Genomic DNA, 24,869 nt, shown 5'->3' with positions numbered 1-24,869 from the left:
ATGAGGACAGCCCGCTCCCGAGTGGCGGGGGCGGGCTCGGCTCAATAGACGGTCGACGAATCTGGCTGGGCTGCGGCCACTCCGTGCCGGCCGCGAAGTGGTCGTGCCATTTCGCCGCGTTCGGCAGGAACCGGCCGCCGTCGGACAGGGACACGTACACGTCGGCCGCCGTCGGGCTTGCCGGTGAGCAGCAGCCCTCCGGCGGCCAGCAGGCCACATAAGACGCGCTTCCTCTGCATTTCACTGACTCCCTAGAGGGTGGTCTCGCCGGGCAGACCGAAGAAGTCGTGCCACGTGCCGCCGCCGGCGAAAGAGGTGCCGGTGGACAGGCTCACGTGAACGTCGGCGGACGGGGAGTGGGTGAAGGCGACGATGTCGTCTTTTCCGTCACCGTCGTAGTCACCGACGTACGGGAATTGACCGGCCGGGGCGAAGGAGTCGTGCCATTTCGCGGCGGCCTTGAAGCCCGCGCCGTCGGACAGCGCCACGTGGACGTCGGCGGCCGGGTTGCTGGTGAAGGCGGCGACGTCGGCTTTTCCGTCGCCGTTGAAGTCTCCGACGCGGGGCTGCTCGGCGCCGGGCGCGAACTGGTCGTGGACCTTGACGGCCGCGCCGAAACCGCTGCCGGTGGACAGGGCTACGTAGACGTCGGCCGTCGTGCCCTGGGTGAAGACGATCAGGTCGTCCTTGCCGTCGCCGTTGACGTCCCCGACGGCCGGGAATTCTCCGTTCGGCGCGAAGAAGTCGTGCCATTTCGCACCCGTGCCGAAGCCTGCTCCGGTGGAGAGCGATACGTAGACGTCGGCGCCGGAACCACGGGTGAAGGTCACGATGTCGTCCTTGCCGTCGCCGTTGAAGTCGCCGACGGCCGGTATTTCGCCGCTCAACGCGAAATGGTCGTGCCATTTGACCGCCGTGCCGAATCCGGTCCCGGTGGACGGGGCCACGTACACGTCCGCGCTGGTCCCGTGGGCGAAGGTGACGATGTCGTCCTTGCCGTCACCGGTGAAATCGGCCGGTGAGCCGCCGAACATCTTCCCCGAGGCGCCCGCGTAGTAGACCTCCAGCTCGGCGATCGAGGTGAACGTCCGGGTGCCGCCGGGGGCGCCGATGATCCGCACGCCGTCCCCGTCCACCGGGTCGAACCCCAGCTCGTACGTCCGGTTCGGCCCCGCCGTGTTGTTGTACGGGTAGTCCGGCGCGATCCGCAGCCCGCTCACGTCCACCCACTGGTGGTCCCGGCGCACCTGCACCCGCAGGTTGCCGGCGAACCAGCCGCCGTCGCCGAACATCTGCCCGCTGGTGAAGACGACCTTGTTCATCAGGTACTCGCGCGGCCACGTGTATCCCCACCAGCTCGCGCCCTTGCGTTCGTCGTTCCAGTCGTCCTCGCTGTGGGACCTGTTGCCGTCGTTGTAGAACGCGGTGGTGCCGTAGTGCATGGCCCGCTCGACGCCCACGGTGCCGGGCTCCCTGGCCAGGTTCCTGCCGCCGTCCGGCTGGTTGCCCGGCGTCGTGCCGGTGTGCGGCTCGTGGCGCATCTTGCGCAGCGAGAACGTGTACGCCCAGTGCTCGCCCGCCGGGTAGCCGCCGCCGCACGGGCAGACGTTCGACTGCAGCCACATCGACTTGCCGTCGGCGCTGATGTACTTCGACGGGATCGTCGTGGCGTACCCGCCGTGCTTGGTCCTCGTCCACGGATAGCCGCCGAAGTCCTTGCTCGCGACGTGCTTCCACGGGCCCCACGGCGTGGGCGACTCGTAGAACTCGAAGGTGTACTCGGTCCACGAGGTGTAGAGGTAGCGGTCGAGCGGCTTGTTGTAGACGACGCCGCCCTGGCTGATCACGCTCAGGTTCCTGACCCGGCCCGCGGTGTAGACGTCCGGGTAGAGGCGCCGGTCGTCGTGGAGCACGGCGACGCGCCGGCCGATGTCCGATGACCAGGTGGGCGTGCCGGAGGCGGTGAAGCCGCTGACGAACTGCCAGGCCGACCGGGTCTGCACGGAGTCCCTGGGCACGCGGGCCAGCCACACGTCCACGGGGTCGGGCACGCGGCCCGAGAACGAGTCGCGCCAGTTGTGGTCCAGCCCGTACGCGTACACGTAGCCGTCGGGCGCGTTGGCGTACGCCTTCCCGTAGTCCAGGAACATGATCGTGGTGAACACGCCGTTGCCGAACATCGGCGCCGCCCGGTCCCACGTCCACGTCCTGCCGTGGTCAGTGGACCTGGCGATGGTGGCCGCGGGGGCGTCGTCGAAGTCCAGGGCCAGGTCCTGCACGGCGAGGTAGAGGGTGCCGTCGACGCAGGCCATGCCGGTGGGCTTGCTCGTGTGGTTCGCCGTCCACACCTGGCCGACGTTGTCGCCGATGGGCAGCTGTGCGCCGGTCAGGTTGCCCGGCACGCCGGAGATGCGGGCCACACCGATGTCGCTGTACGTGTTCGCGAAGCCGATGCCGTCGCCGTAGGCGGTGTAGACGTTGTCGTCGTCGGACCAGCAGTTCGGCCACAGGTCGCCGTGGTTGCGGTTGTCGCCGACGGCCGGCGCGCCGACCGAGGCGGCCGAGTCGACCTGCACCGTCGAGAAGAACGTGCTGGGCGGCGGCGACGTCGCCGCCCCGGCCGTCTCGGGGGCCGCTCCCGCAACCGTCATCGCGGCTGCGACGAGCAGGGTCGCCAGGCCCGCGCTCAGGCGGCGTCGAAGGGTCGAATACATGACTTCTCCAGGCAGTCCGGTGGCCCCTGAGCGCGCGGCAGTCAGGGGTCGCGAGGGTGGGGGTGAAGGGAGAAGAGCTGCGAGCAATCGATTTCTCACGGACGGTACAATCGCCGCCTGAAAGCCGTCAAGCCCTGAGTTGCCGAGATTTCAGTCGGGGAATTCGCTCAGCCGAACCCGATATTTCAAATATTCCGGAAGCATGAGATGATGATCTTGGAGGGACAGTGTGCTGCTGCGCTCGCCGTAGGCGGCCTCAGAGCGGCGGCATTGTAGGCCTCCGCGATGGTAGAAACTTGGTTCGATGGCCACTATCTACGATGTCGCCCGCGAGGCCGGCGTATCCGCCGCCACCGTCTCACGCGTGCTCAACGGCGCCCGCACGGTCGACCCCGCCATGGTCGCGCGCGTGCTCACCGCCGTCCGAGAGCTCGGCTACCGCCCCAACGCGGTGGCCAGAAACCTGCGGCGCAGCCGCACCACCCTCTGGGCGGTGATCATCTCGGACATCGGCAACCCGTTCTTCACCGCCACCGTCCGCGGGATCGAGGACGTCGCCCAGCAGGCCGGCTACTCGGTTGTGCTGTGCAACAGCGACGAGGACCCGGCCAAGGAGGAGACGTATGTCGCGGCGGCGCTGAGCGAGCAGATGGCCGGCGTGATCATCTCCTCGTCGGGGAGCGTCAGGGCCGCCAAGACCCTGCTCGAGTCGCCCGTCCCCGTCGTCGCCATCGACCGCGAGCTCCCGCGCGGCGAGGTGGACACGGTCGTGGTGGACAACGAAGCGGGCGCGCGCACGGCCACGGAGCATCTCCTTACGGCCGGCTACCGGCGGATCGCGTGCATCACGGGGCCCGAGGGCGTGAGCACCGCCGACCTGCGCCTGCGGGGCTACGCGGGGGCCCTGCCGGGCGAGCCGCTGGTGGTGCGCACGGACTTCCGCGAGCAGGGCGGATACGACGCCATGACCTCACTGCTGGCCTCCTCCGATCGTCCGGACGCGGTGTTCGTGGCCAACAACCTCATGGCGGTGGGAGCGCTGCGGTGCCTGGCCGATCGGGGTGTGGACGTGCCCGGGGAGATGGGGCTGGTCGGGTTCGACGAGATCCCGTGGGCCGATCTCGTCCGGCCGACGCTGACGACGGTGGCGCAGCCGACGTACGAGCTGGGGCGCATGGCCGCCCGCCTCCTGGTGGACCGCATCGCCACCCCTGCCGCCAAACCCGCCAAGGTCGTCCTCCCCGCCGAGCTCCGCCCCCGCCAGAGCAGCGCCCGCTGACCCGCGGCGCCCAGGTCTCGTCCCACACCGCACCCGGACCGGGTCGGGTACGTTCTCGCGCGGGTGGGGTGCGTGCCGACCCGGGCCCAGTGCGTCCCGCCGCAGGCCCAGTGCGTCCCGGCGCGGGTCAGGCGAGCGCATGGGCGATGTGGGACGTCGAGCGGTACAGGTCGCGGTAGAGCGCGTACAGGCGGTCGTAGTCCTCGGCCGCCTCCGGGGCCGGCTCCACCACGGACGCCACCGGGTTCCATCCCTCGCACGACACCCCCACCGCCTGCGCCGCCAGCATGGCGTCGCCGAAGGCGGCGCCGACCGTGTGGGCGGGCACGACCTGCGGCTGCTGGAGGACGTCGGAGACGATCTGCGTCCACAGGCCGCCCCGCGTGCCGCCGCCCACCGCCACCAGCCGCTTGGCGGACCCGCCCGCCTCCCGCATGGCCTCCAGGTTGTGCCGGACGCCGAACGCCGTGGCCTCCAGCGCGGCCCGGTACAGGTGGCCGCGCCCGTGCCGCAACGTCAGCCCGACGATCGTCCCCCGGGCGTCCGGGTCGAAGAGCGGCGTGCGCTCCCCCGCGAAGTACGGCAGCATCAGCAGCCCCTCCGCCCCGCGGCCCGCGGCGGAAGCCTCCGCCGTGAGCTCCGAGAACGAGGCCCCGGTCAGATCACGGAGCCATGCGGTGATCGCTCCCGACGTGGCCATCCCGGCCGCCAGGTTGTACGTCCCCGGCGCCACCCCCACGGTCCCCCACAGCCGCGGAGAGGCGGCCCGCGAGGCGAGCACCTCGACGAGGAACATGGTGGTCCCGTACATGAGCATGACGTCGCCCGGGGAGGTCACCCCGACGCTCAGCGCCTCGGCCCACGCGTCGATGGTGCCCGCGACCACCGGGATCCCGGCGGGCAACCCGGTCAGGGCGGCCGCGCCGGGGGTGACCGTGCCCACGACGTCGCCGCTCCAGGCGAGCGCGGGCCGCTCCAGCTCCGGCACGATCTCCCAGTCCGTGATCCACTCGTGGGCGCGGATGTCGTACAGCGGCGTGCATTGGCTGGCCGCATGATGATCCAGCACGTAGGCCCCGGTCAGCCGGTACGCCAGCCACGAGTGCGCCATGAACATCCGCCGGGTCCGCGCCCACACGGAGGGCTCGTGGACGCGGAGCCACCCCAGCTTGGGCCCTACCGCCTGGGACGTGAGCGGCGAGCCGCACCGGTCCAGGATCGCGGCCCCGCCGTAGCGGGCGGTCTGGGCGGCGATCTCAGCGGTGGCGCGGGTGTCCACGCCGTACAGGATGGCCGGGCGCAGCGGCGTGCCGTCCTCCGTGCAGGGCAGCACGCACGGCCCGATCCCGCTCAGCCCGACCGCCTCGATGCCGGGGCGGGCCAGCTCGCCGGCGATCACGGCGAAGTCGGCCCACCACACCTCCTCCGCGTCGTGCTCGAACCAGCCGGGCCGGGGCGTGGCGGTCCGGTGCTCGCGTACGGCCGTGGCCACGACCGTGCCGTCCGCTGCGACGAGGACACCCTTGGAGCTCGAGGTCCCGATGTCGACGCCGAGGAACATCAGTTCTGCCCGGACAGGTCGAACTGCTTGTACAGGCCGGCCGCGTTGTCCTTGGTGACCTGCGTGGTGCCGAGCACCTGCTGTTTGTCCACCGGCTGGCCGTGCAGGATCTTGTTGACCGTGTCGGCCGCCTCCTGCGCGCCCGTCGGGTAGATGAACGTGGCCGACAGCTGGCCGAGCTGCACGGCGCGGATGCCGCCGTCCGGGATGGCCAGGCCGTCGATGCCGATGAACTTGATCTGCTCGGCCTTGCCTGCCGCCTTGGCCGCCAGGTACGCGCCCAGCGCCATCGGGTCGTTGTGCCCGTACACGAGGTCGATCTTGGGATGCTGGGCCAGCCACTGCTGCATGATCGGCGTGGCCTGCTCCTTCACCCACTTGGCCTCGCGATCCGCGATGATCTTGATCTTGGGGTTGGCCGCGATGGCCTCGCGGAAGCCCTTGTCGCGGTCGATCTGCGGCTGGTTGGACAGGATGCCGCGCAGCTCGACGATGTTGCCGCCGTCCGGCAGCAGCTTGACCGCCTCCTCACCCGCCTTCCTGCCGATGAGCACGTTGTCGCCGCCGATGAAGGCCGTGTAGCAGTCGGTGTTGACCGTGCGGTCCAGGATGATGACCGGGATCTTGGCGTCACACGCCTGCTGCACGGCCGCCGTCAGCGGCGCGGGCTCGGTGGGCGAGACGATGAGCGCGTCCACCTTCTGGGTGATGAAGTTCTGGACCTGGGAGACCTGCGTGGCGCTCGACTGCTTGGCGTCGGCGATCGGCAGCAGCTCGATGTCCGGATATTTCTTCAGGAAGTGCTGCAGCTGCAGGTTGAGCTGCGCCCGGTACGGCTCGGCGTTGTTCGACTGCGAGTAGCCGACGACGAACTTCTTCTTCCCGGCGCCGCCGTCCGCGGTCGCGGTGGACGTAGGCGCCTTGGACGCGCACGCCGCGGCGAGCAGCGCGCACAGCGCGATGGCAATGGTCTTTTTCATGATCGAGACCCTCCTCGGAAGAACGTGAAGAGATCGGGACGCTGCAGGACGACCGCCACGACGACGATCAGTCCCTTGATCACGAGCTGCCAGTTGTCGCTGACCGCGTTGAGCCCGAGCACGTTGTCCAGCAGCGTCAGGATGAGGGCCCCGACGAACGTGCCGGCGATCGTGCCCTTGCCGCCGGCCAGCGAGGCCCCGCCGATGACCGCGGCGGCGATGGCGTCCAGCTCGAAGGACTGCCCGGCCTGGGGGTCGGCCGAGGCGCTGTAGGCGGCGTCGATGGGCCCGGCGAACCCGGCGAGCATGCCGGACAGGGTGAACACCGCGATCGTGACCGCCGTGACATTGACACCGGACAGCCGGGCGGCCGTGGGGTTGCCGCCGACGGCGTACACGTGCCGGCCGAACCGGGTCTTCGTCAGGATCAGGTGGAAGACGACGCAGACCACGATGAAGGCCAGCACCGGGTAGTAGATCCGGCCGAACAGGTTGTGCCCGGGCGTACCGAACAGCTGGAACGCCTCCGCCTGCGGCGTCAGCTGCCCGTCGGGGCCGGCGATCTGGGTTCCGACGCTGACGTTGTCGCTGACCTGCCGGTCCAGGCCGCGTACGACCGAGAGCATGGCCAGCGTCATGACGAACGACTGGATGCGCAGCCAGGCGGTGCCGGCGCCGTTCAGGAACCCGAAGAACGCCCCCACGGCCATGCAGATCGGCACGATCTGCCACGGCTCCAGCGAGTGTTTGGACAGCATCATCGCGGCCGTCATCGACGCGATGCCCAGCAGCGAGCCGACGGACAGGTCGATGCCGCCGGTCAGGATGACCAGGGTGACGCCGACGGCGAGGATGCCGCGTGAAGCGAAGGCGCCGATGGCGTTGGTGAGGTTCGTCTCGCTGAGAAACATCTCGCCCTTGGTGGCGATCCCGACGGCGAGCACCAGCACCAGGCCGATGTACGCCTGCGCGGCGCCGAGGGCGGACAGTGTGCGCCGCATCCGGTTGTCCGCGTGAAGAGTCATAGGGTCGTCACCTGCTGTCTGGCCATGGCGGCCGCGAGGATCGCCTCCTGCGTCGCCTGGCCCCTTGCGAATTCGGCGGTGATCCGGCCCTCGCACAGCACGAGGATCCGGTCGCACATGGCGAGCAGCTCGGGCAGTTCGGACGAGGCCGCGAGCACGGCCTTGCCGGAGGCGGCCAGCTCGGACATCAGCGCGTGGATCTCCGCCTTGGCGCCCACGTCGATGCCGCGGGTCGGCTCGTCCATGAGGATCAGCGACGGCGCGGTCAGCAGCCATTTGGCCAGCACGACCTTCTGCTGGTTGCCGCCCGACAGGTTCCCGACCGTGAAGCGCGTGCCCGGCGCCTTGACGCGCAGCTCGCGCACCTGCCCGGCGACGGCCGCGCCCTCGCGCCGCCGGTCGACGATCCCGAAGCGCAGGAACCGCTTCAGTGAAGGGAGGCTGGCGTTGAAGCCGATGGTGTTGCCGAGGACGAGGCTCTGCGCCTTGCGGTCCTCCGCCACCAGCGCGACGCCGCGCGCGATCGCCTGCTTGGGGCTGCGCGGGCGGTACGGCCGGCCGCCCAGGATCATGCGGCCCACCGCCGCCCGGTGGACGCCGAAAATCGATTCCAGCAGCTCGCTCCGGCCCGCGCCCATCAGCCCGGCGACGCCGACGATCTCGCCCGCCCGTACGGACAGGGAGACCTCGCGCAGCGCGGTGCGGCCCGAGCCTGACTCACCGGGCACCGACAGGCCCTCCACCCTCAGCAGCTCCGCGCCGTCCGAGCCGCCGTTCGCGCGCGGGAACATCTCGCCCAGCGGGCGGCCGACCATCATCTGGATCAGCTCGTCGCGGTCGATGGACGAGCGCTCGCCGACATAGCGGCCGTCACGCAGCACGACCACCCGGTCGGCGATCTCCTCCAGCTCCTCGAGGCGGTGGGAGATGTAGATGACGGCCACGCCGCGCCCGGTGAGGTCGCGGATGACCTCGTACAGCCGGTGCACCTCGGCGTCGGCCAGCGCCGAGGTGGGCTCGTCCATGACCAGGACCCGGACGTTCTGCGACAGGGCCTTGGCCACCTCGATGAGCTGGCGTTCGGCGATCTTGCACTGCTTGACGAGGGTGCGCGGCGACAGGTCGAGCCCGAGGCCGCGCAGCAGCTCGGCGGTCCGCGCCTCCATGCCCTTGCGGTCGAGGATCGCGCGTTCCCTGCCGAGGAGGATGTTGTCGGCGATGGACAGCTCGGGCACCAGGTTGAGCTCCTGGTGGATCATGGCGATCCCGTGCCGGCCCGCGTCCTTGGGCGAGTGAATGCGGGCGGGCTCGCCGCCGATCTCGATCTCGCCCTCGTAGTCCTTGAACACCCCGGCCAGGATGTTCATCAGCGTCGACTTGCCCGCGCCGTTCTCGCCGAGGAGGGCCACCACCTCGCCCTCCCCGACGGTGAGCGACACGCCGTCGAGCGCCCGCACGCCGGGGAAGGACTTGCCGATGGCCCGCATCGTCAGAACCGTCGTCACCGCAGACTCCATGCCGTGTAGGAGGCGGCCGACCAGGGGGTCTTCGGGGTGAGCTGGACGGTGATCTCGCTCTTGCCCTTCGTGACGCCCGCCGGGATCTGGTAGACGTCCTCCAGCCACCTGCGGGTCCGGTTGCCGAGGGGCTGCACCCAGTCGGCCAGCCTGTGCCCGTTGACGGTGACCTCGGCGTGCTGGCCCGCGAGACTCTGGTCGCCGGTGCGGCGCAGCTCGACGCCCCGGTTGCCGCGGTCGATCCGCAGTTTGAAGCTCACCGGGCCGTCGGTCGTGCGCTGGGTGGCCTTCAGCGTCAGAGGGTTCCTGAAGTCGCCTTCGAACGCCGAGTCCAGTGTCGTGACCTCGCCCTGGCCGGTGTAGCCGTGCTGCTGCTCGCTGGTCTGGTCGCCGACGGTGAGAGCGTCGGTCTGCGTGGCCGCCACTTGGTCGCGGCCGTACCAGTAGGCGGTCGAGGAGTAGACGCCCTCGACGTCGTTGGTCCAGCCGTGCTCGATGTCGAAGGTGAGCGAACTCCCGAACGGCACGGCGTCGCCGATCATCAGCCGGTACACGCCGGTGCAGTCGCCGTCGGCCGGGCAGCCGGTCGCGGGGGCCAGGTGCGCGGTGTTGCCGTGGAAGGGCGTGGTGAAGGTCTCCCGGTTGAAGTACCAGCCGGCCTGGTAGAAGTCCTCGGTGCCGGTGCCGTGGATCTGCGGGGTGCGCGAGCCGTCCACATAGACGCGCTCGTCGCCCTCCAGGTAGTTGCGGTTGGTCGGACCGCGCATCGTGTGGCTGACGCCGACGAACTTGCCCTGGGCGCCGGTGACGCGCAGGAAGGGCCAGCTCGCGCCGGGAGTGGTGCCGCCCGCACGGGACTGCGTCCGGAAATAGCCGACATTTCCTGCTATGGGGCTGTGGGCGGACGTGACCGCCGCCTCGCCCTCGATCGCCCGGCCGGAGTCGTTGTACAGCTCGACCGTCGCGCCCGTCCGGTACGGCATCGGCCACCAGGCGGTGAGCGTGCTCGTCTTGGCGTCGATCGCGGACATCAGCGACGCGACCGGCATCATCGCGTGGCCACTGCCGAAGAACTCGCCGACCGGCGAGTCGACGGTGCGGCGGCCGTCGAAGCTGATGCGCAGCCGTAGCCCCTGCAGCACCTCCTGAGCCGACCTGATCCTGGCGAGCTGGTCCCCGTTCATCGGGAAGGCGAAGGTCCGCTCGCCCTGCCAGGTCTGCGCGACGATCTTGTAGGTGTGGGCCGACTCACTGGCCGCGTCGCCGACGTCCACGGTGTCGGTGCGCTTGCCGGCGCTGTCCACCCAGTACGTGAACTCGTTGTAGTCGAGGTCCGACGACGCGAACACGTTCTTGATCGTGATCTTCGACTTGCCCTTGGTGGCACTGGCCGGCAGGTCCACGACCTCGTCGGCCCACATCCCGGCCGGTCCCAGCCTGCTGGGCGGCCATTGCGCGACCTCCTGCCCGTCCACCTGGATCTTGGCGACCTGCCTGCCGATGGCCGGGTCGATGCGGCGGGTCAGCCGCACCCCGTCGTTGGCCGGGTCGATCGCGACCGTGAACTCGCTGGAGCCGCCTGCGCCGAACGCCCGGCCCTCGTCGGCCTCGATCTTCGGCAGCACCTGCACGGCCTGCGGCAGCTTCAGCTGGATCTGCGACAGCAGGCCGGAGCCCACCGTGCGCGCCACCCGCGCCGACGCGCCCGGAGCGAGATCGATCGCGGCGTCCTGCGTGCGCGCGCCCGGGATCAGGGGCTTGGGGTCGCCGCCCGCCTTGAGCCTGTCGATGACGTCCTGCGCCTTGTCGGCCGGGTCGAACGTGCTCACGCCCTCGGCGTCGGCGAACGTGCGGTAGCTGACGTGATAGAAGAGCGGATTGTGCTCGGTGGTGACGCGCATCGAGCGCGTGTACGGCATCGGCACCTGGAGGTAGACGCCGCCGGAGCTCTGGTCGGCGTTTCCCACGAGGGGGTAGGTGAAGGGGGCGCCGAGCTTGCCGTTCACCAGGTCCTGCAGGCTCGTCTCGACGACCTTCCTGCCGTCCAGCTCGATGGTGATCTTGCCGGTGCGGCTGACGTCGCCGCCGTCCCTGGTGAACCAGATGGCCTGCACCTCGCCGGCGCCTGTGTGCTCGGCGATCACGCAGCCCTGGTCGGTGGTGCTCAGGCAGGAGTACGTGCCGTCGAAGCCGTCGTTGTTGTCGCCGGTGCGGTCGAAGCTGGAGAACTGTTTGGTCTGCACGCCGACCGGCAGCTCGGGCAGCCGGTCGAGCCTGCGATAGACGTCCCACCCGACCGGGCCCTTGGCGGTGGCGGTGACCGTGACCTGCTGGGCCTGCGCCGGAGCGGCGATCAGCCCGCCCGCCACCAGGACGGCCGCTCCCAGGATCGCTCTAAGCCACATCGCCGAACCCCTCGAACGCGACGCCGAGTTGCCCGCACACCGCCCGAAGCTCGGCGACGTAGTCGCCCGGCACGGCGTGGATGTGGTTGGAGCCGAAGCGGCCGAGGAACTCGGTGGCCGGGACGTGCAGCCGGGTGAAGGCGTGCGGCCACTCGAACGTCGACTGCCTGGCCATCGCCGCGTTGGTGGCGTCGTCGTACAGCTCGAAGTCGCCGCGCATCACGTGCATGCGGTAGGCGCCGTCCCTGCGGGTCAGCCGGGCGAACGTGGCCGCCCCGGGAGCCGCCAGATGGTGCACGCTCGCGCCGCCCGCCGGGAAGAAGAACACCTCCGGATAGAAGTGCGTCCTGGCGAGATTCTCGGCCGGGTCGTCGGACCTGGCCGCGTACCACGTCGCGTGCTGGCCGGAGTTGCACAGGTCCCACACGTCCTTGTCGGCGTGGTAGTGCCTGACGTCGGCGAACAGCACCGGGTCGCCGCTCAGCAGCTTGAGGATCTGCATGGTCAGCGCGCCGTCCATGTCGGCCTCGGTCGCGCAGACGTGCGTCTGTTTCGGGCCCTCCCAGTCGTAGGGGTCGTTGAGGAACGCCTCGGCGAGGTCCATCGTGCAGAAGTGAGTGGTCAGCTCGGGCTGGCCCTTGATGCCGGAGAAGTCCAGGTTCCACTCGTCGATGAGCTCGCGCATCGCGTAGTAGGTGCGGATCTGCCGCTCGAACAGCTCGGGCGTGAGCCGCTTGCCGTCGTAGTGCACGTTGCCCATGCGTTCCAGCCACTGGCGGGCCTGGGTGACGCGGGCCTGGGAGGCGTTCTCACTGCGCCGGACGATCTCCCACTGGTCGATCTCCTCGACGTCCACGCCGAACGTGCGCATCCACTGGTCGGTGTTGGCGACCGCGGTGTACATGCCCATCGGCCGGCCGCCGATCCTGCCGAAGGTCGAGCCGCGCAGCCCCCGGACGGCCTGCGCCGCCCGCACCTCGGTCAGGACCCGGTTGCGGACGGCGGGGTCGGCGATGTCACCCCAGGCGCGGGCATGCACCCGCCCGATCTGATCGAGCCCGCCGCCGCCGGCCAGCATGCCGACCATGCCCGGCTGGGCGGGGTCGATGTTGGCCATGAGCAGCAGCGGCCCGGGCGTCGCCTCCGCGGCCAGCATGGTGAAATGCGGGAACGCCCAGACGGCGTAATTGAAGATCGTCAGATGGGGGCGCCGGTCGGCGAGCCAGCGGGCCTGGGACGTGGCCAGCTCGTTGGTCCACACGATCTCCGGCGCCACGATCACCTCGTGGCCCTCCTTGCGCAACGCCTCCGCCAGGGTGGTGGTGGCGGCGTCGATGTGGTCCACGAGATCGCGGGCGACGAAGTCGCGCCCGTCCGAGATGCTCAGGACTCCGATACGTGCCACGGTCGTTGACCTCCATGCGCTGTGAAATGAGATATCGATTGCTTAGAAATCGATTTCTCACGAGGCTAGATCTCGCCCTGGAGGACGTCAATGCCGCGCAATGTCACGGAATCACAACGGTGAACCGATTTCCCATCGGTAGGACGTCAGATGGCCGGCGCATTACCCCTTGGGGCAGAGCACCGCTTCCGCCGCCTTCTTCAGCAGCGAGTCGAGGGCGGGATCGTTGTTGTGGACGGCCAGTGTGGCGGACACGACGAACTGGACGCGGCCGTCCCTGGAGCCGTAGGTCGCGGCGTTGAAGCCCGACGCGCTGCCCTTCACCGTCCCGTATTGGCCCTGTCCCGCTTCGCCCTGTCCCCCGCACACGCTGGGGTCGGCGGGTTTTCCGTCAGCGGAGCCGGACGGCCGGGGCTCGGCGTCGGGACGGCCGGCGTTCAGCGCGTCCTTCTCCTGTTTCGTCAGCAGGTCCCTGGCGAACGCCCGGTGGAAGGCGCTGAGGTCGTCCGTGGTGGAGATGACGCCTCCCGCGGCGTAGCCGTAGCTCATGTTGAGCCGGTCGACGTCGCGCAGCTTGCCGTTCTTGTCGGGGAAGTAGCCGTGACCGTGCGGGCCTTTGACGCCGCCGGGGAACGCGACCGGCAGGTAGGTGTCGTCCATGTGCAGCGGGTCGAAGATGCGCCGCTCGAACTCGGCGGCCACCGTCTTCTTGGTGAGCTTCTCGATGATCAGCCCGAGGAGCATGTAGTTGGTGTTGGAGTAGGAGAACTTCTCGCCCGGTTCCTGGGTGCGCGGCACCGTACGGGACTTCTTCACCAGCTCCATCGGCGAGAAGTACGTGGTGAAGTCGAAGAAGTCGACCAGCTCGGGGGTGTACCAGTTGGGGATGCCGGAGGTGTGGTGGATCAGCTGCTCTACGGTGATCTCGTCCGCGCGCTCCACCAGGTCCTTCTCGGCCACGACCGGCAGCACATCGCTGAGCTTGTCGTCCAGGGCGAGCTTGCCCTCGGTGACCAGCTTCATGATGACGACCTGGGTCATGGCCTTGGTCTGGGATCCGACCCGGAAGCGGGCGTCGGCCGGGATCCTGCCGCCGCCGTCGTTCAGCAGGCGGCTGCCGGCCGTCCCCTTGTCGGCCCTCTTGCCATCGACGTAGACCGCACCGATCGCGCCGACCACCTTGGAGCTGTTCGCCAGCTCCGTCAGAGACTTCTGCACATCCCCCAGCCGGGGGCGGTCGGCGGCGGCAGCGGTAACGGTAACGGGCAACGTGCTGCTCGTCAGCATCGCGCACGCCAGACCGGCCAGAACGGTCACTGTCGTACGATTCACGAGAACGTCCTTTCGCTCAGCGGGGATACGCCGGACGAACGTCCTCATCAACCTCGGAACCTCTATCGCCCGGCCTTCATCGACATGTCTAGACCTGCGAGGGTTTCCTGGTTGTTTCCGCCCGGATCGACGGGATCAGGCGGGGCGGGGGCGGGAGCTGTCGCGGGGATGCAGCTCCGTCTGCAGCACCATCCGGGCCGTCGGGCGGGCCGGATTGTCGATCCGGTCGGCCAGCAGTTGCGCGGCCGCCCGTCCCAGCTCGTACGTGGGCTGCCGCACCGTGCTCAAGCCCGGGCGGAACAGCCGGGCCCACGGGATGTCGTCGAACCCGATCACCCCGACCTGCCCCGGGATCGGCACCTCCCGCTCCGTCAGGCACTCCACGGCCCCCACGGTCATCAGGTTGTTGGCCGCGAACACCGCGTCCATCTCCACCCCTTCGTCCAGCAGGGACGCCATGGCCGAATAGCCGCCCTCTTCGCGGAAGTCGGCGTGCCGGATCAGGGTGCGGTCCTGCGGCAGCCCGAATGCCCGCAGCGCCCGCTGGTACCCGCGCAACCGCTGCATGGCCGTCGACATCCGGCGCGGCCCGGTGATGCAGGCGACACGCCGGTAGCCGGACTCCAGCAGGTGCGCGGTCGCCATCTCGGCGCCCTTCTCGTTGTCGACGAGGACGGCGTCGACCTCGGTCTTGGCCAGCTCGCGGTCGATGGTGACCACGGCGGTGCCCGCGGCGACGAGGGCGCTGATGTCTGTGGTGTCATCGGCTGGGGAGATGATCACACCGGCCATGTTGTCGGCCAGCGCGACCGCGATGTACTCGGCCTCCCTGGCCCGGTTCTCGTCGGTGTTGCACAGCACGACCGAGTAGCCGAACCGCCGGCCGCCGTCCTCCACCCCGCGCACGAGCGAGGTGAAGAACGGGTTGCCGACGTCGGAGACGAGCACCGCCCACAAAGTCGTCTGCCTGCGGCGGAGATTGCGCGCCACGCCGTTGGGCCGGTACCCGAGCTCACGGACCGCTGCGTGCACCCGGGCGGCCAGCTCCGGGTTGACCGTGGAGCGGCCGTTGAGCACGCGGGAGACCGTCGCGGCGGAGACCCCGGCGTGCCGCGCGACATCTTGGATTTTGAGCAACCTCGTCCCATCTCATGGCAGGCAGTCCAGCAGACGATCTCCGCCAGTCTAGCTAGAAATCGATTACTCTCAGGAGGCGGGGTGCGGCAGCCGCTCCTCCACCGGCGGGATCCCGAACGGCTTGTGCGGCAGGGTCTGGTACCAGTACGCGACCGACGAGAAGTCGTCCGAGCGCTTGTTGGCGTGGCCGTGCTCGATCGTCACCCTGATGGACTCGGTGAAGGTGATCGGGTCCTCGACGTGGAACCGGTACAGGGAGATCTCCCCGCTCCAGTTGTCCCCTCCGGGCATGGTGATGCCGTGGTACGGGGCGTGGTAGGTCTGCGTCGGGCACCACGCGGTGTTGAAGTAGTCCTCGGTGCCGGTGCCGTGCAGCGACGGCGGGAAGGGCTCACCGTCGATGAAGATCATGTCGTCGCCCTCGCCGTACCAGTTCCAGTCGCTGGTCTCGCGCAGGTTCCGGATGTTGAGCACGCAGCCCACATAGTGGCCGCGCCCCTCCGCCTCGAGGATCACGTAGTTGCCGTCGCCGGTGTCGTTGATGCCCTCGACCTGGTATTCGCGGTTGCTCTGCGTCCCCTGCTCGACGCCGTCGGTGGGCCGCTCGCGCCGCCACTGGGCGTGGAAGTAGCCGAGGTCCTCGGCGGCGGAGTCGAACAGCTCGTAGTCGATGTAGTAGTAGAAGAACACCGGCTCGGCCGACAGCTCGCTGATCAGCTCCACCTTCGCCCGGCCGGCGAAGGGCATGTGGAACCACGAGTTGAAGCTCTTGCCGTCCTGCGGGCTCATCTGCAGCGGCGCGGAGACGAAGTTCGCGGTCTTGGCGTGGCCCATGCCGAAGAAGTCCCCGAGCGGCACCAGCACGCTGGGGTGCTCCTGGTCGTCCCAGGTGATCTTCAGGACGAGCCTGCGCAGGTAGTCGACGTCCACCGCGTCCGGCACGTCCTTGAGCGGCAGCGCCACGGTGCACCAGATGTGGTTGATCGAGCCGGGTCCCTCGATGTCGGCCAGGGTCACCGTGGTGCCGGCCTGGACGGTCAGCCGATCCTCGTTCCCGCCGGTGCGGTCGTAGCTGGAGATCCGCTTGCGCCTGGAGGTGCGCAGGCGGGGCAGGTCGCGCAGGCTGCTGCCGTACTCGCCATAGGTCATCTCATTCGATCCTTACTTCAATCCCGAGGTTTTGATCGCCTCGACCAGGCGGCGCTGGCCGAGCACGAACGCGATCAGGGTGGGCACGGCCGCGACCACTGTCGCGGCCAGGACGTAGTTCCAGGCCGAGCCGTACTGGCCTTGGAGGGTGGCGATCCCGACCTGCACCATGCGCAGGTCCGGCTCGCGGGTGGCGGTCAGCGGCCAGAGGAAGGCGTTCCAGTTGGCCAGGAAGAACAGCACCGCCAGGGAGGCGAGAATGGGCCGGCTGAGCGGCACGACCACCTGCCACCAGCGCCGGAAATATCCGCATCCGTCAAGGTCGGCGGCCTCTTCCAGTTCGCGCGGGATGGTCAGGTAGTACTGCCGGAGCAGGAAGATCCCGAACGCGTGGAAGATCGCCGGCAGGATCAGCCCCGCGTACGTGTCGAGCAGCCCGAGCTGCCGGGCGACCAGGAAGAGGGGCACCAGGATGACCGGCAGCGACACCAGCAGCGTGGAGACGATCACCGAGAAGATGACCTGCCGGCCCGGGAACCGCAGCCGGGCCAGCGCGTACGCGGCCATCGAGTGCAGCACCAGCGCGACCACCGTGACCGCCACGGACACGACGGCGCTGTTGAGCATGTAGCGGCCGATGGGCACCTCGGTCAGCACGTAGAGCAGGTTGTCCAGGGTGAGCCTGCTGGGCACCGCCACCTGGAACAGCTCGTCCGCGGGCTTGAGCACCGACACCAGCAGCCAGACCAGGGGCGCCACGGTGATGGCCGCCAGCATGTAGCCGGCCAGCGCGCGCAGCCTAACCGACATCGAACCTGCCTCCCTTCGTCGCGCCGAACATCAGCCCTGTGGCCACGACCAGGAAGGCGACCACAGCGGTGGTCAGTGCGGCCGCGTAGCCGTAGTTGTTGAAGGTGAAGGCCTGTTGGTAGATGTAGAAGACCACGGTCGAGGTGCTGCCTGCCGGGCCGCCCTTGGTCAGCACATAGACCAGGTCGAAGGCCTGCAGCCCGGTCACCGCGCCGACGGTGGAGTTGACGAGCACGAAAAAGCTGGTCGGGCGGAGCAGCGGCCAGATGACGTGGCGGAAGCGCTGCCAGGCGGTGGCCCCGTCGACCCGCGCCGCCTCCTCATACTCCTTGGGGATGTCCTTCAGCCCGCCCAGCAGGATCAGCATCTGGTAGCCCATGAGGAACCAGATGCTGATCACCACCAGCGACCCGAGCGCCAGGGCCGGGTTGCCCAGGAAGGACACCTCGCCCAGCCCGACCGGCCGCAGCAGGGCCGGCACCGCGCCCTGCTTGTCGACCAGCAGGAACTGCCACACGACGCCGACCACGACGAGGCTGATGACGTGCGGCAGGAAGAACATGGTCCGCACCAGGCCCACGCCGGGGAAGTGGTCGCGCACCAGCAGGGCGAGCCCGAGGCTGACGACGAAGCCGATCGGCACGAACGTCACCACGTACGTGAGCGTGACCTTGACGCTCTGCCAGAGCTGGGCGTCCGCAGCCATCTGCCGGAAGTTGTCCAGCCCGACGAAGGTGTAGCCGCCGAACCCGTCCACGCTGAACAGCGAGACGCCGAGGGCCAGCACCATGGGCAGCCCGACGAAGATCAGCAGGCCGATGAGGTCGGGCGCCACGAAGGCGTACCCGGCGAGGGCCTCCCGCCTGCGGCGGGTCCACACCGGGGGTGCCGCCGGACGGGCGCCACACGCGGGCAGGGGGTCAGAGCATCGCGGCACCCTTGTACCCCTTCAGGAAGGTGTCGATCTTCGCCGCGGCGTCCGCGGCCGCCTGGGCCGGGGCGATGCCGCCCAGCTGGGCGGCCTGGATCGCGTCGGAAACCGCCTTGTACACCTCGGGCGTGTAGCGGGGCTCGCCGCGGCCACCGGGGACGACCTGGTCCAGGAAGACCTTCAGCGCCGGCTTGTCGAACGCTCCGGCCGCCTTGGCCGCCTCCTGCACGGACTTGCGGGCGGGCAGGTTCGTCTTGACGACCGTGTTCCACTGCCGTCCCCGCTCCACCCCGTCCTTGTCGGTCGCCGCCAGGGCCCAGGCGATGAACGTGGCCGCCGCCTCCGGGTTGGCGCCCTTGGCGTTGGCCACGAACGCCCATCCGCCGATGTCGGTCGTGTACGTGCCGCCGTCGGGCACGGGCAGCGGGAAGACGCCGTACTTGAAGTCCTTCTTGTCCTGTTCCATCTGCGACACCGACCAGATGCCGCTCTGCTGCATGGCGGCGAAGCCGCTGCCCAGGTTGGCGGGCGCGTTGCCGGCGCCGTCGCCCTGCGGCTTGCGGGGCGCGACCTTGGTGGTGATCGCGTCCTGCCAGAGCTTGAGCGCGTTGTGGATCGCGGGCGCGTTGAAGCCGGGCGCGCCGTTCTCGGGCACGGCCGAGCCGCCGGCCATCCACATGAACGGGTACCAGGTGAAGTTCTGGTAGTAGCCCGGGATGGTCTCGAACAGCAGCCCGAAGCGGTCCTTGGTGGTCAGCTTGGCGGCGACGTCGAGCAACTGGTCCCACGTCTTGGGGAGGTCGCCCTCCGACAGCTTGGCCTGCTCGAAGGCGTCGACGCTGTAGTACATGGCCAACGGCTCCTGCTCCATCGGCAGGCCGTAGACCTTGCCGTCCACCTTGCGCGTGCCGAGCACGCCGCCGTCGAAGTCGGCGAGCTGGTCGGGCTTGAGGTGCGGCGTGAGGTCGGTCAGCACCCCGCCGTTGTAGTAGCGGAGGAAGTCGCCGGGGCTGAGCAGGAAGATGTCCGGCCCCTGGCCGGCGGAGAACGCCGTCTGCAGCGCGGTGCCGGCGAGGTATTCGGACACCGGCAGGTAGTGGAGCTTGACCTTGACCTCGTTGTTGGCGTTCCACGCCGCCACGAGGTCGGTGAACCACTTGCTCTGTGCGTCCGCCTGCGGATTGGGACCGTAGAAGTTCCAGAACGTCAGCTCCTTGGAGCCGCCGCCGTTGCCCCCGCCCCCACACGCTGACAGCAACGGCGCCGCCATGGCCGAACCCAACACGACGGCTCCGCCACGCAGCAGCGATCGGCGGGTCACCCTCTCGAAGGCCGACATAACCATCCTCCTGATGTTGAGAGCTCAGGGGCGAGCAATCGATTTCTGAGCAATGTAGGAGCCGACATGCCGACCGTCAAGAACTCCCCAGGGCCGGCGTGCCAATCGGAGGAATCGATATCTCCACGAGACCTTGGCGAGGGCGGTGCGCCAGGCAAGCCAGAAAAGCAGTGGGGCACCCGCTCCTCGGCGGGTGCCCCAACAAGCACGGCAAAAGGCGAAGATCAGTTCTTGATCCCCGTCAGCGTGACTCCCTCGATGAAGTAGCGCTGCAGGAAGAAGAACAACGCGATGATCGGCGCGATCACGGCCGCGGAGGCCGCCATGAGGTAGCCCCACTGCGTCAGGTACATGCTCTGGAACGACGCCAGCCCCAGCGACAGCGTGTAGTTCTCCTCGCTCTGCAGGTAGAGCAGCGGGCCGAGGAAGTCGTTCCAGGTGCCGATGAAGGTGAAGATGGTGACCACGATGATCGCGGGCTTCGACAGCGGCATGACGATCGTCCAGAACACCCGCCACGGCGAGGCCCCGTCGATGTAGGCGGCCTCGTCCAGCTCGAAGGGGATCGTCAGGAAGAACTGCCGCAGCAGGAAGATGTTGAACACTCCCCCGCCCGCTCCGGCGAACCAGCTCGGCACGGTGAGCGGCGCGATCGTGTCCAGCGCGCCCAACTCCTGCCACATCACGAACGTCGGGATGAGCGTGACGGCGTACGGCAGCATGACGCCGCTGAGCAGCAGCGCGAACACCACGTCCCGGCCGCGCCAGCGCAGCCGGGAGAAGCTGAAGGCGGCCACCGCGCAGGTCACCACCGTGCCCAGGACGCTGATGACGGCGATGACGAGCGTGTTGACGAAGTAGCGGCCGAAGGGCTGCGTGGTCAGCGCCTCGCCGAAGTTCGACCACTGGAACGGCGCGGGGATCCACTCCGGCGGCGAGACGAACATCTGCGCGTCCTGCATGAGCGCGCTGCGCACCAGCCACACGAACGGCAGCAGGGTCGGGATCGACCCCGCCAGCAGCGCCGCGTACAGCAGGATCCGGCCGTACCTGCGGGGTTTGCGCAACCCTTGCGTGGGGGCCACGCCCTTGGCGCGGGGCCGGTCCGGGGCCGCCACGGCGGTCATCGGGCACCTGCCATCTCGTAGTAGACCCAGCGGCGGGCGTTTCTGAACATCAGGAACGTCACCACCATGATGATCATGAAGAGGGTCCAGGCGAGGGCGCTGGCGTAGCCCATCTCGCTCTCGGTGAACGCCTTGCGGAACAGGTAGTAGACGTAGAAGAGGGTGGCGTGGTTGGGGCCGCCCTCGGTCATCACGTACGCCTGGTTGAACACCTGGAAGGTGCCGACCACGCCGACCACCAGGTTGTAGAAGATGGTCGGCGTCATCATCGGCAGCGTCACGTGCCAGAAGCGCCGCCACGGGCCGCCGCCGTCGATGGACACCGCCTCGTACAGGTGCCGCGGCACGCCCTGCAGCCCGGCCAGGAAGATCACCATGGTGTTGCCGAAGCCCCACGTGCTCATGATGATCAGCGAGGGGACGGCGGTGGACTCGGCGTAGATCCACTGGGAGCCGGGCAACCCGCCCTGCCGCAGCAGCGAGTTGAGCAGCCCGAAGTCCGGGTTGAAGATCCAGATCCAGAGCACGACGTTGGCGATGGCCGGCACCAGCGTCGGCAGGTAGAAGATCGTGCGCCAGATCGCCAGGCCGCGGACCTTCTCGTTGAGCAGCATGGCCACGGCGAAGCTGACGATGAGCACCAGCGGGACCGAGCCGAGCGTGTAGTACGTGGTCGTGGTCAGCGACTTCCAGAACAGCTCGTCGCGGGCCATGGCGGTGTAGTTGTCCAGCCCGACGAACGACGGGCTCGCGCCGATCGTCCAGTCGGTCAGGCTGAAGAAGGCCGAGGCCGCCATCGGGCCGATCGTGAAGATCAGGAATCCGAGGATGGCGGGCAGCGCCATGAGGATGCCCCAGCGGGTCTCCAAGCGGCGCATCACAGGTCCTGACGGTGGTGCCAGCCCTGCAGCATGCTGGTGATCTTGGGTGCGGTGGCCTTCATGATCTCGGCGGCCGGGCGCTTGCCGGTCTCCAGCTCCTGCAGGGCGGGGGTGAGCACGTCGCTGCTGATGGCGGACATGTTCTTGACGCGGTTGCGGAGGTCGGGGATGCCGTGGTCGCGGGCATAGTCGACGACCGCGGTCCGGAACTCCGGCGGGTGCTGGGCGTTCTTGGTCCAGGAGTCGATGGCCGCCTGGTCCTCGTAGTACTTCTTCTCCTGCGGCATCCACAGGCCCTTGGCGAACAGGTCGACGTTCGCCGGGTCGTTGTGGAAGGCGAGCAGCTCCACGGCCTCCTGCTCGTGCTTGCTCCCCGCGAACACCGCCGAGGCGCCGGCCACCTGGCTGGCGGTGAACGGCTCGGTGTATTTGGGCAGCACGCCCATGCCGAAGTCGACCTTGCTCTCGTTCATGTCGAGCAGGCTCCAGTGGCCGTCCACCACCATCGCCACCCGCTTGGTCTTGAGCAGGATGTTGGTGCCCGGCACCTCGTCGCCGGTGGCGGCGAGCTGGCCGGGGCCGGGCGCGACCCGGTGCTTGTAGACCAGGTCCTGCAGGTTCTGGAACACCTGGATCGCCTCGGGCGTGTCCAGCAGGCACTTCTTGCCCGTCTCGTCGGCGAAGTCGGCGCCGTTGCTGCGCAGGAACCCGTACCAGGCGGCGCCGTAGGTGAAGCTGATGGAGACGCCGAACTGCTTGATCTGCTTGGGGTCGAAGCCGGACTCGTCCGGGCGCTTGCCGTTCTGGTCGAGGGTGAGTTTGTAGGCGTTCTCCACGAGCTGGTCCCACGTCCAGGCGGAGGCGGCCTCGGCCGGGGGCGTGACCCCGGCCGCCGCGACGGCGGACTTGCTGAACCACAGCAGCATGGACTCGTTCGCGGTCGCGATGGCGTGCAGGTTGTCCTGCCCGGTCCACAGGTACGCGTCCGGCAGGTAGCCGGCCAGCTGCGGATACTTCTGCAGGTACGGGAACAGGTTGACCAGCTTGCCCTGCTCGCCGAGGCGGAAGGACATCGACATCGGCACATAGCCGGCGTCCGGCAGCTTGTTGCTGGCGACGAGCGTGTTGAGCTTCACGTCGTACTCGTCGGGGGTGAACAGCGGCTTGACGGCAACGCCCGGGTTCTTCTGCTCGTACTGCTTGAGCATGCGCTCGACGGCCGCCTTCTCGAACGTCGAGCCCCAGAACATGAACTGCAGCTGCGTGTTCCCGGCCGAGCCGGCGCCGCCGCCGCAGGCCGCCGCCGCGGTGCCGAGGGCGGCGAGCCCGCCGAGCTTGAACAGATCACGTCTCTTCATCGGCGTGTTTCCTTACGCGAGGGGGATCCAGACCCGCATCGCGCCACCGTCGCGGTTGTCCCACTGGAAGTAGGGGATGGCCGTCGCGGTCACGCTGGTGCGGGTCGCCAGGGGGGTGCCGGCGTAGGGCAGTCCGCCGCGCGGCTGACTCACCACGACGGCGTCGATCTCGAGCAGCACCGTCCGGCCCACGCCCTCGATCTCGCGATCGATGGGCCGCGGCACGGCGTCGGGGGCGATCGCGAGGTCGTCGACCTCCACGCCCTCCGGCTGGTCGGCCTGCTCGAAGCAGTAGACGAGCGGGCCGCGCTCCAGCGCCGCGCTGCCCCTGACCGCGTCGATCCGGTGGTGGGGGCGCATGAGCCTGGGCGTCAGGTCGAGCCGCAGCTCGACGGCGTCGCCGGCGCGCCAGGCTGAGCGGCGGATGCGGAAATATCCGTCTTCGGCGGCCCGGGCGGGACGGTCGTCGACGTACGTGGACTCGCTCCAGGACGGGATGCGCAGGGCGAGCTCCCAGTCCCCGGGCGGCGCCTCCTCCACCGTGATGCGGATGACGCCGTCCCACGGGTAGTCGGTCTCGACGCGCAGGCGGGCGCCCGCCGCCTCGATCCGGCCTGCCGCGTACTGGTGCAGCTGCAGGCCGGAGGCGGTCTCGGTGGCGAGGTAGCCGCCGAGCGAGGCCACCAGGCGCATGATGTTCGGCGGGCAGCAGGCGCAGGCGAACCACTCCCTGCGCCGCCCGAGGTAGGCGTCCTCGACGAGGTCGTTCCTGCGCTGCAGCGGGTTGACGTAGAAGAAGCGGGTGCCACCGGCCGAGGTGGAGGCGGCGAAGGCGTTCCAGAGCGTGCGCTCGATCAGGTCGGCGTACCGGCCGTGGCCGGTGGCCAGCAGCAGCCGCCAGTTCCAGTGGATGCTCGCGATCGCCGCGCAGCTCTCGCTGTAGGCGCGGTCGGAGGGCAGCTCGTAACGCTCGCCGAACGCCTCGCCGTCATGGCGCGAGCCGTGGCCGCCGGTGATGTACGTCTTGGTGGCGACCATGTCCTCCCAGCGGCGCACCGAGCTCTCCAGCAGCGACTCGTCGCCGGTCTCCAGGTAGACGTCGACGACGCCGGCGTCGAGGTAGAGCTGGCGCACGGCGTGGCCGACCGCGGTGTCCGCCTCGCGTACCGGCAAGTGGTCCTGGGCGTAGAGCATGCCCATGCCGCTGTCCTTGATGAGGCCCTTGCCGCGGTTGTCGATCAGCTTGGACGCCAGCTCCAGGTAGGCACGCTCGCCCGTCAGCCGGTGCAGCTCGACCAGCGCGGTCTCGACCTCGGCGTGGCCGTCGATGCCGTCGTCGCCGCCGGTCAGGAACACCTCGACGAGGTGGTCGGCCAGGCGGCGCGCGATCGGCAGCAGGCTGTCGCCGACGCCCGCGCGGGCGGCCGCCACCGCGGCCTGGAACAGGTGGCCGGCGCAGTACATCTCATGGCTGTACTCCAGCTCGGCGTAGATCTTGTCCGGCTTGACCACCTGGTAGTGCGAGTTGAGGTAGCCGTCGGGCCGCTGCGCCCTGGCCAGCACGGCCGACGCCTGCTCGATGAACGCGGCGTAGCCGGGCTCCGGGGAGCGGACCTGCTCCCACGAGACGGCCTCGAGTTGCTTGTAAAGATCGGAATCCTGGAACCGGTACCCCTGAAAGGGCCCCTCGCCCTCCCCCGCCGCTCTCCGGAGGTTCGGCAGCGCACCCGAGCGCTCCATCTGCTCCAGGCCCAGCGGGATGCTCGCCTCGTGGTTGATCTCCTGCCACCGCGCGAGCGGCCCGCCGGTGATGACGGCGTCGCCGACGCCGATCGGCCGCAACACGGCACGATTGGAAGGGACGGCGGGACCGGGGATCTGCTGCATTGAGCTCCTGACCTCGGTGAGAAAACTTTGGG

The 24,869-nt window shown here is 69.1% G+C and carries 18 protein-coding genes; 1 reads left to right on the top strand and 17 read right to left on the bottom strand.

Annotated elements, in window-relative coordinates; genetic code table 11:
* Positions 1-251: 251 nt before the first annotated feature.
* Positions 252-2,714 (bottom strand): FG-GAP-like repeat-containing protein, encoded by a 2,463-nt coding sequence (locus tag OHA25_RS35825; protein ID WP_327581337.1) that lies wholly within the window; start codon positions 2,712-2,714, stop codon positions 252-254.
* A 304-nt stretch (positions 2,715-3,018) separates the two neighbouring features.
* Here OHA25_RS35825 and OHA25_RS35820 point away from each other — a divergent pair, with 304 nt between their 5' ends.
* Positions 3,019-3,993, top strand: a complete 975-nt coding sequence (locus tag OHA25_RS35820) for a LacI family DNA-binding transcriptional regulator (protein ID WP_327581336.1) — start codon at positions 3,019-3,021, stop codon at positions 3,991-3,993.
* A 127-nt stretch (positions 3,994-4,120) separates the two neighbouring features.
* On the opposite strand, the gene OHA25_RS35815 is transcribed toward OHA25_RS35820, so the two are convergent.
* From OHA25_RS35815 to OHA25_RS35740, 16 genes are all read right to left on the bottom strand, one after another.
* A complete protein-coding gene (locus OHA25_RS35815; RefSeq protein ID WP_327581335.1) occupies positions 4,121-5,554 on the bottom strand; it encodes an FGGY-family carbohydrate kinase in 1,434 nt (477 codons plus the stop codon).
* Complete coding sequence (locus tag OHA25_RS35810; protein WP_327581334.1) at positions 5,554-6,534, bottom strand: substrate-binding domain-containing protein; 981 nt, start codon at positions 6,532-6,534, stop codon at positions 5,554-5,556. Before OHA25_RS35810 ends, OHA25_RS35815 begins: the two co-directional genes overlap by 1 nt.
* Positions 6,531-7,559, bottom strand: coding sequence for an ABC transporter permease (locus OHA25_RS35805; RefSeq protein ID WP_327581333.1), 1,029 nt, complete (start codon positions 7,557-7,559; stop codon positions 6,531-6,533). The genes OHA25_RS35810 and OHA25_RS35805 overlap by 4 nt, the downstream gene beginning before the upstream one ends.
* Entirely contained in the window at positions 7,556-9,064 is a 1,509-nt protein-coding gene (locus tag OHA25_RS35800; RefSeq protein WP_327581332.1) for a sugar ABC transporter ATP-binding protein, read from the bottom strand. Before OHA25_RS35800 ends, OHA25_RS35805 begins: the two co-directional genes overlap by 4 nt.
* Positions 9,061-11,481, bottom strand: a complete 2,421-nt coding sequence (locus OHA25_RS35795) for a glycoside hydrolase family 172 protein (RefSeq protein WP_327581331.1) — start codon at positions 11,479-11,481, stop codon at positions 9,061-9,063. The genes OHA25_RS35800 and OHA25_RS35795 overlap by 4 nt, the downstream gene beginning before the upstream one ends.
* Positions 11,471-12,886, bottom strand: coding sequence for an L-fucose/L-arabinose isomerase family protein (locus tag OHA25_RS35790; RefSeq protein ID WP_327581330.1), 1,416 nt, complete (start codon positions 12,884-12,886; stop codon positions 11,471-11,473). The genes OHA25_RS35795 and OHA25_RS35790 overlap by 11 nt, the downstream gene beginning before the upstream one ends.
* Before the next feature lie 162 nt (positions 12,887-13,048).
* Positions 13,049-14,218, bottom strand: coding sequence for a serine hydrolase domain-containing protein (locus OHA25_RS35785; protein ID WP_327581329.1), 1,170 nt, complete (start codon positions 14,216-14,218; stop codon positions 13,049-13,051).
* A gap of 135 nt (positions 14,219-14,353) precedes the next feature.
* Positions 14,354-15,355 carry a LacI family DNA-binding transcriptional regulator gene (locus tag OHA25_RS35780; protein ID WP_327581328.1) on the bottom strand — a complete coding sequence of 334 codons (1,002 nt, stop codon included), beginning with the start codon at positions 15,353-15,355 and terminating at the stop codon, positions 14,354-14,356.
* Between the two features lie 69 nt (positions 15,356-15,424).
* A complete protein-coding gene (locus OHA25_RS35775) occupies positions 15,425-16,504 on the bottom strand; it encodes a glycoside hydrolase family 172 protein (RefSeq protein WP_327581327.1) in 1,080 nt (359 codons plus the stop codon).
* 12 nt (positions 16,505-16,516) lie between these two features.
* A complete protein-coding gene (locus OHA25_RS35770; RefSeq protein ID WP_327581326.1) occupies positions 16,517-17,314 on the bottom strand; it encodes a carbohydrate ABC transporter permease in 798 nt (265 codons plus the stop codon).
* Complete coding sequence (locus OHA25_RS35765) at positions 17,304-18,251, bottom strand: carbohydrate ABC transporter permease (protein ID WP_327581325.1); 948 nt, start codon at positions 18,249-18,251, stop codon at positions 17,304-17,306. Before OHA25_RS35765 ends, OHA25_RS35770 begins: the two co-directional genes overlap by 11 nt.
* On the bottom strand, positions 18,235-19,584 hold the full coding sequence (locus OHA25_RS35760; protein WP_327581324.1) for an ABC transporter substrate-binding protein: 1,350 nt from the start codon (positions 19,582-19,584) through the stop codon (positions 18,235-18,237). The genes OHA25_RS35765 and OHA25_RS35760 overlap by 17 nt, the downstream gene beginning before the upstream one ends.
* Before the next feature lie 224 nt (positions 19,585-19,808).
* A complete protein-coding gene (locus tag OHA25_RS35755) occupies positions 19,809-20,711 on the bottom strand; it encodes a carbohydrate ABC transporter permease (protein WP_327581323.1) in 903 nt (300 codons plus the stop codon).
* Positions 20,708-21,589 (bottom strand): carbohydrate ABC transporter permease, encoded by an 882-nt coding sequence (locus OHA25_RS35750; protein WP_327581322.1) that lies wholly within the window; start codon positions 21,587-21,589, stop codon positions 20,708-20,710. The genes OHA25_RS35755 and OHA25_RS35750 overlap by 4 nt, the downstream gene beginning before the upstream one ends.
* Positions 21,589-22,950: an extracellular solute-binding protein gene (locus tag OHA25_RS35745; RefSeq protein ID WP_327581321.1), complete on the bottom strand. Its 1,362-nt coding sequence runs from the start codon at positions 22,948-22,950 to the stop codon at positions 21,589-21,591. The genes OHA25_RS35750 and OHA25_RS35745 overlap by 1 nt, the downstream gene beginning before the upstream one ends.
* A 12-nt stretch (positions 22,951-22,962) precedes the next feature.
* On the bottom strand, positions 22,963-24,795 hold the full coding sequence (locus tag OHA25_RS35740; protein WP_327581320.1) for a glycoside hydrolase family 127 protein: 1,833 nt from the start codon (positions 24,793-24,795) through the stop codon (positions 22,963-22,965).
* Positions 24,796-24,869 lie beyond the last annotated feature (74 nt).

The organism is Nonomuraea sp. NBC_00507 (assembly GCF_036013525.1).
Classification (GTDB): Bacteria; Actinomycetota; Actinomycetes; order Streptosporangiales; family Streptosporangiaceae; genus Nonomuraea.
This window is presented reverse-complemented; position numbering and strand designations above follow the sequence as displayed.

Excerpts from the sequence above, each read along its gene's own strand:
- OHA25_RS35775 (WP_327581327.1), bottom strand. The coding sequence starts at position 16,504 with ATGACCTATGGCGAGTACGGCAGCAGCCTGCGCGACCTGCCCCGCCTG.
- OHA25_RS35795 (WP_327581331.1), bottom strand. The coding sequence starts at position 11,481 with ATGTGGCTTAGAGCGATCCTGGGAGCGGCCGTCCTGGTGGCGGGCGGG.
- OHA25_RS35825 (WP_327581337.1), bottom strand. The coding sequence starts at position 2,714 with ATGTATTCGACCCTTCGACGCCGCCTGAGCGCGGGCCTGGCGACCCTG.
- OHA25_RS35805 (WP_327581333.1), bottom strand. The coding sequence starts at position 7,559 with ATGACTCTTCACGCGGACAACCGGATGCGGCGCACACTGTCCGCCCTC.
- OHA25_RS35820 (WP_327581336.1), top strand. The coding sequence starts at position 3,019 with ATGGCCACTATCTACGATGTCGCCCGCGAGGCCGGCGTATCCGCCGCC.
- OHA25_RS35810 (WP_327581334.1), bottom strand. The coding sequence starts at position 6,534 with ATGAAAAAGACCATTGCCATCGCGCTGTGCGCGCTGCTCGCCGCGGCG.
- OHA25_RS35745 (WP_327581321.1), bottom strand. The coding sequence starts at position 22,950 with ATGAAGAGACGTGATCTGTTCAAGCTCGGCGGGCTCGCCGCCCTCGGC.
- OHA25_RS35750 (WP_327581322.1), bottom strand. The coding sequence starts at position 21,589 with ATGCGCCGCTTGGAGACCCGCTGGGGCATCCTCATGGCGCTGCCCGCC.
- OHA25_RS35770 (WP_327581326.1), bottom strand. The coding sequence starts at position 17,314 with ATGTCGGTTAGGCTGCGCGCGCTGGCCGGCTACATGCTGGCGGCCATC.
- OHA25_RS35760 (WP_327581324.1), bottom strand. The coding sequence starts at position 19,584 with ATGTCGGCCTTCGAGAGGGTGACCCGCCGATCGCTGCTGCGTGGCGGA.
- OHA25_RS35815 (WP_327581335.1), bottom strand. The coding sequence starts at position 5,554 with ATGTTCCTCGGCGTCGACATCGGGACCTCGAGCTCCAAGGGTGTCCTC.
- OHA25_RS35755 (WP_327581323.1), bottom strand. The coding sequence starts at position 20,711 with ATGACCGCCGTGGCGGCCCCGGACCGGCCCCGCGCCAAGGGCGTGGCC.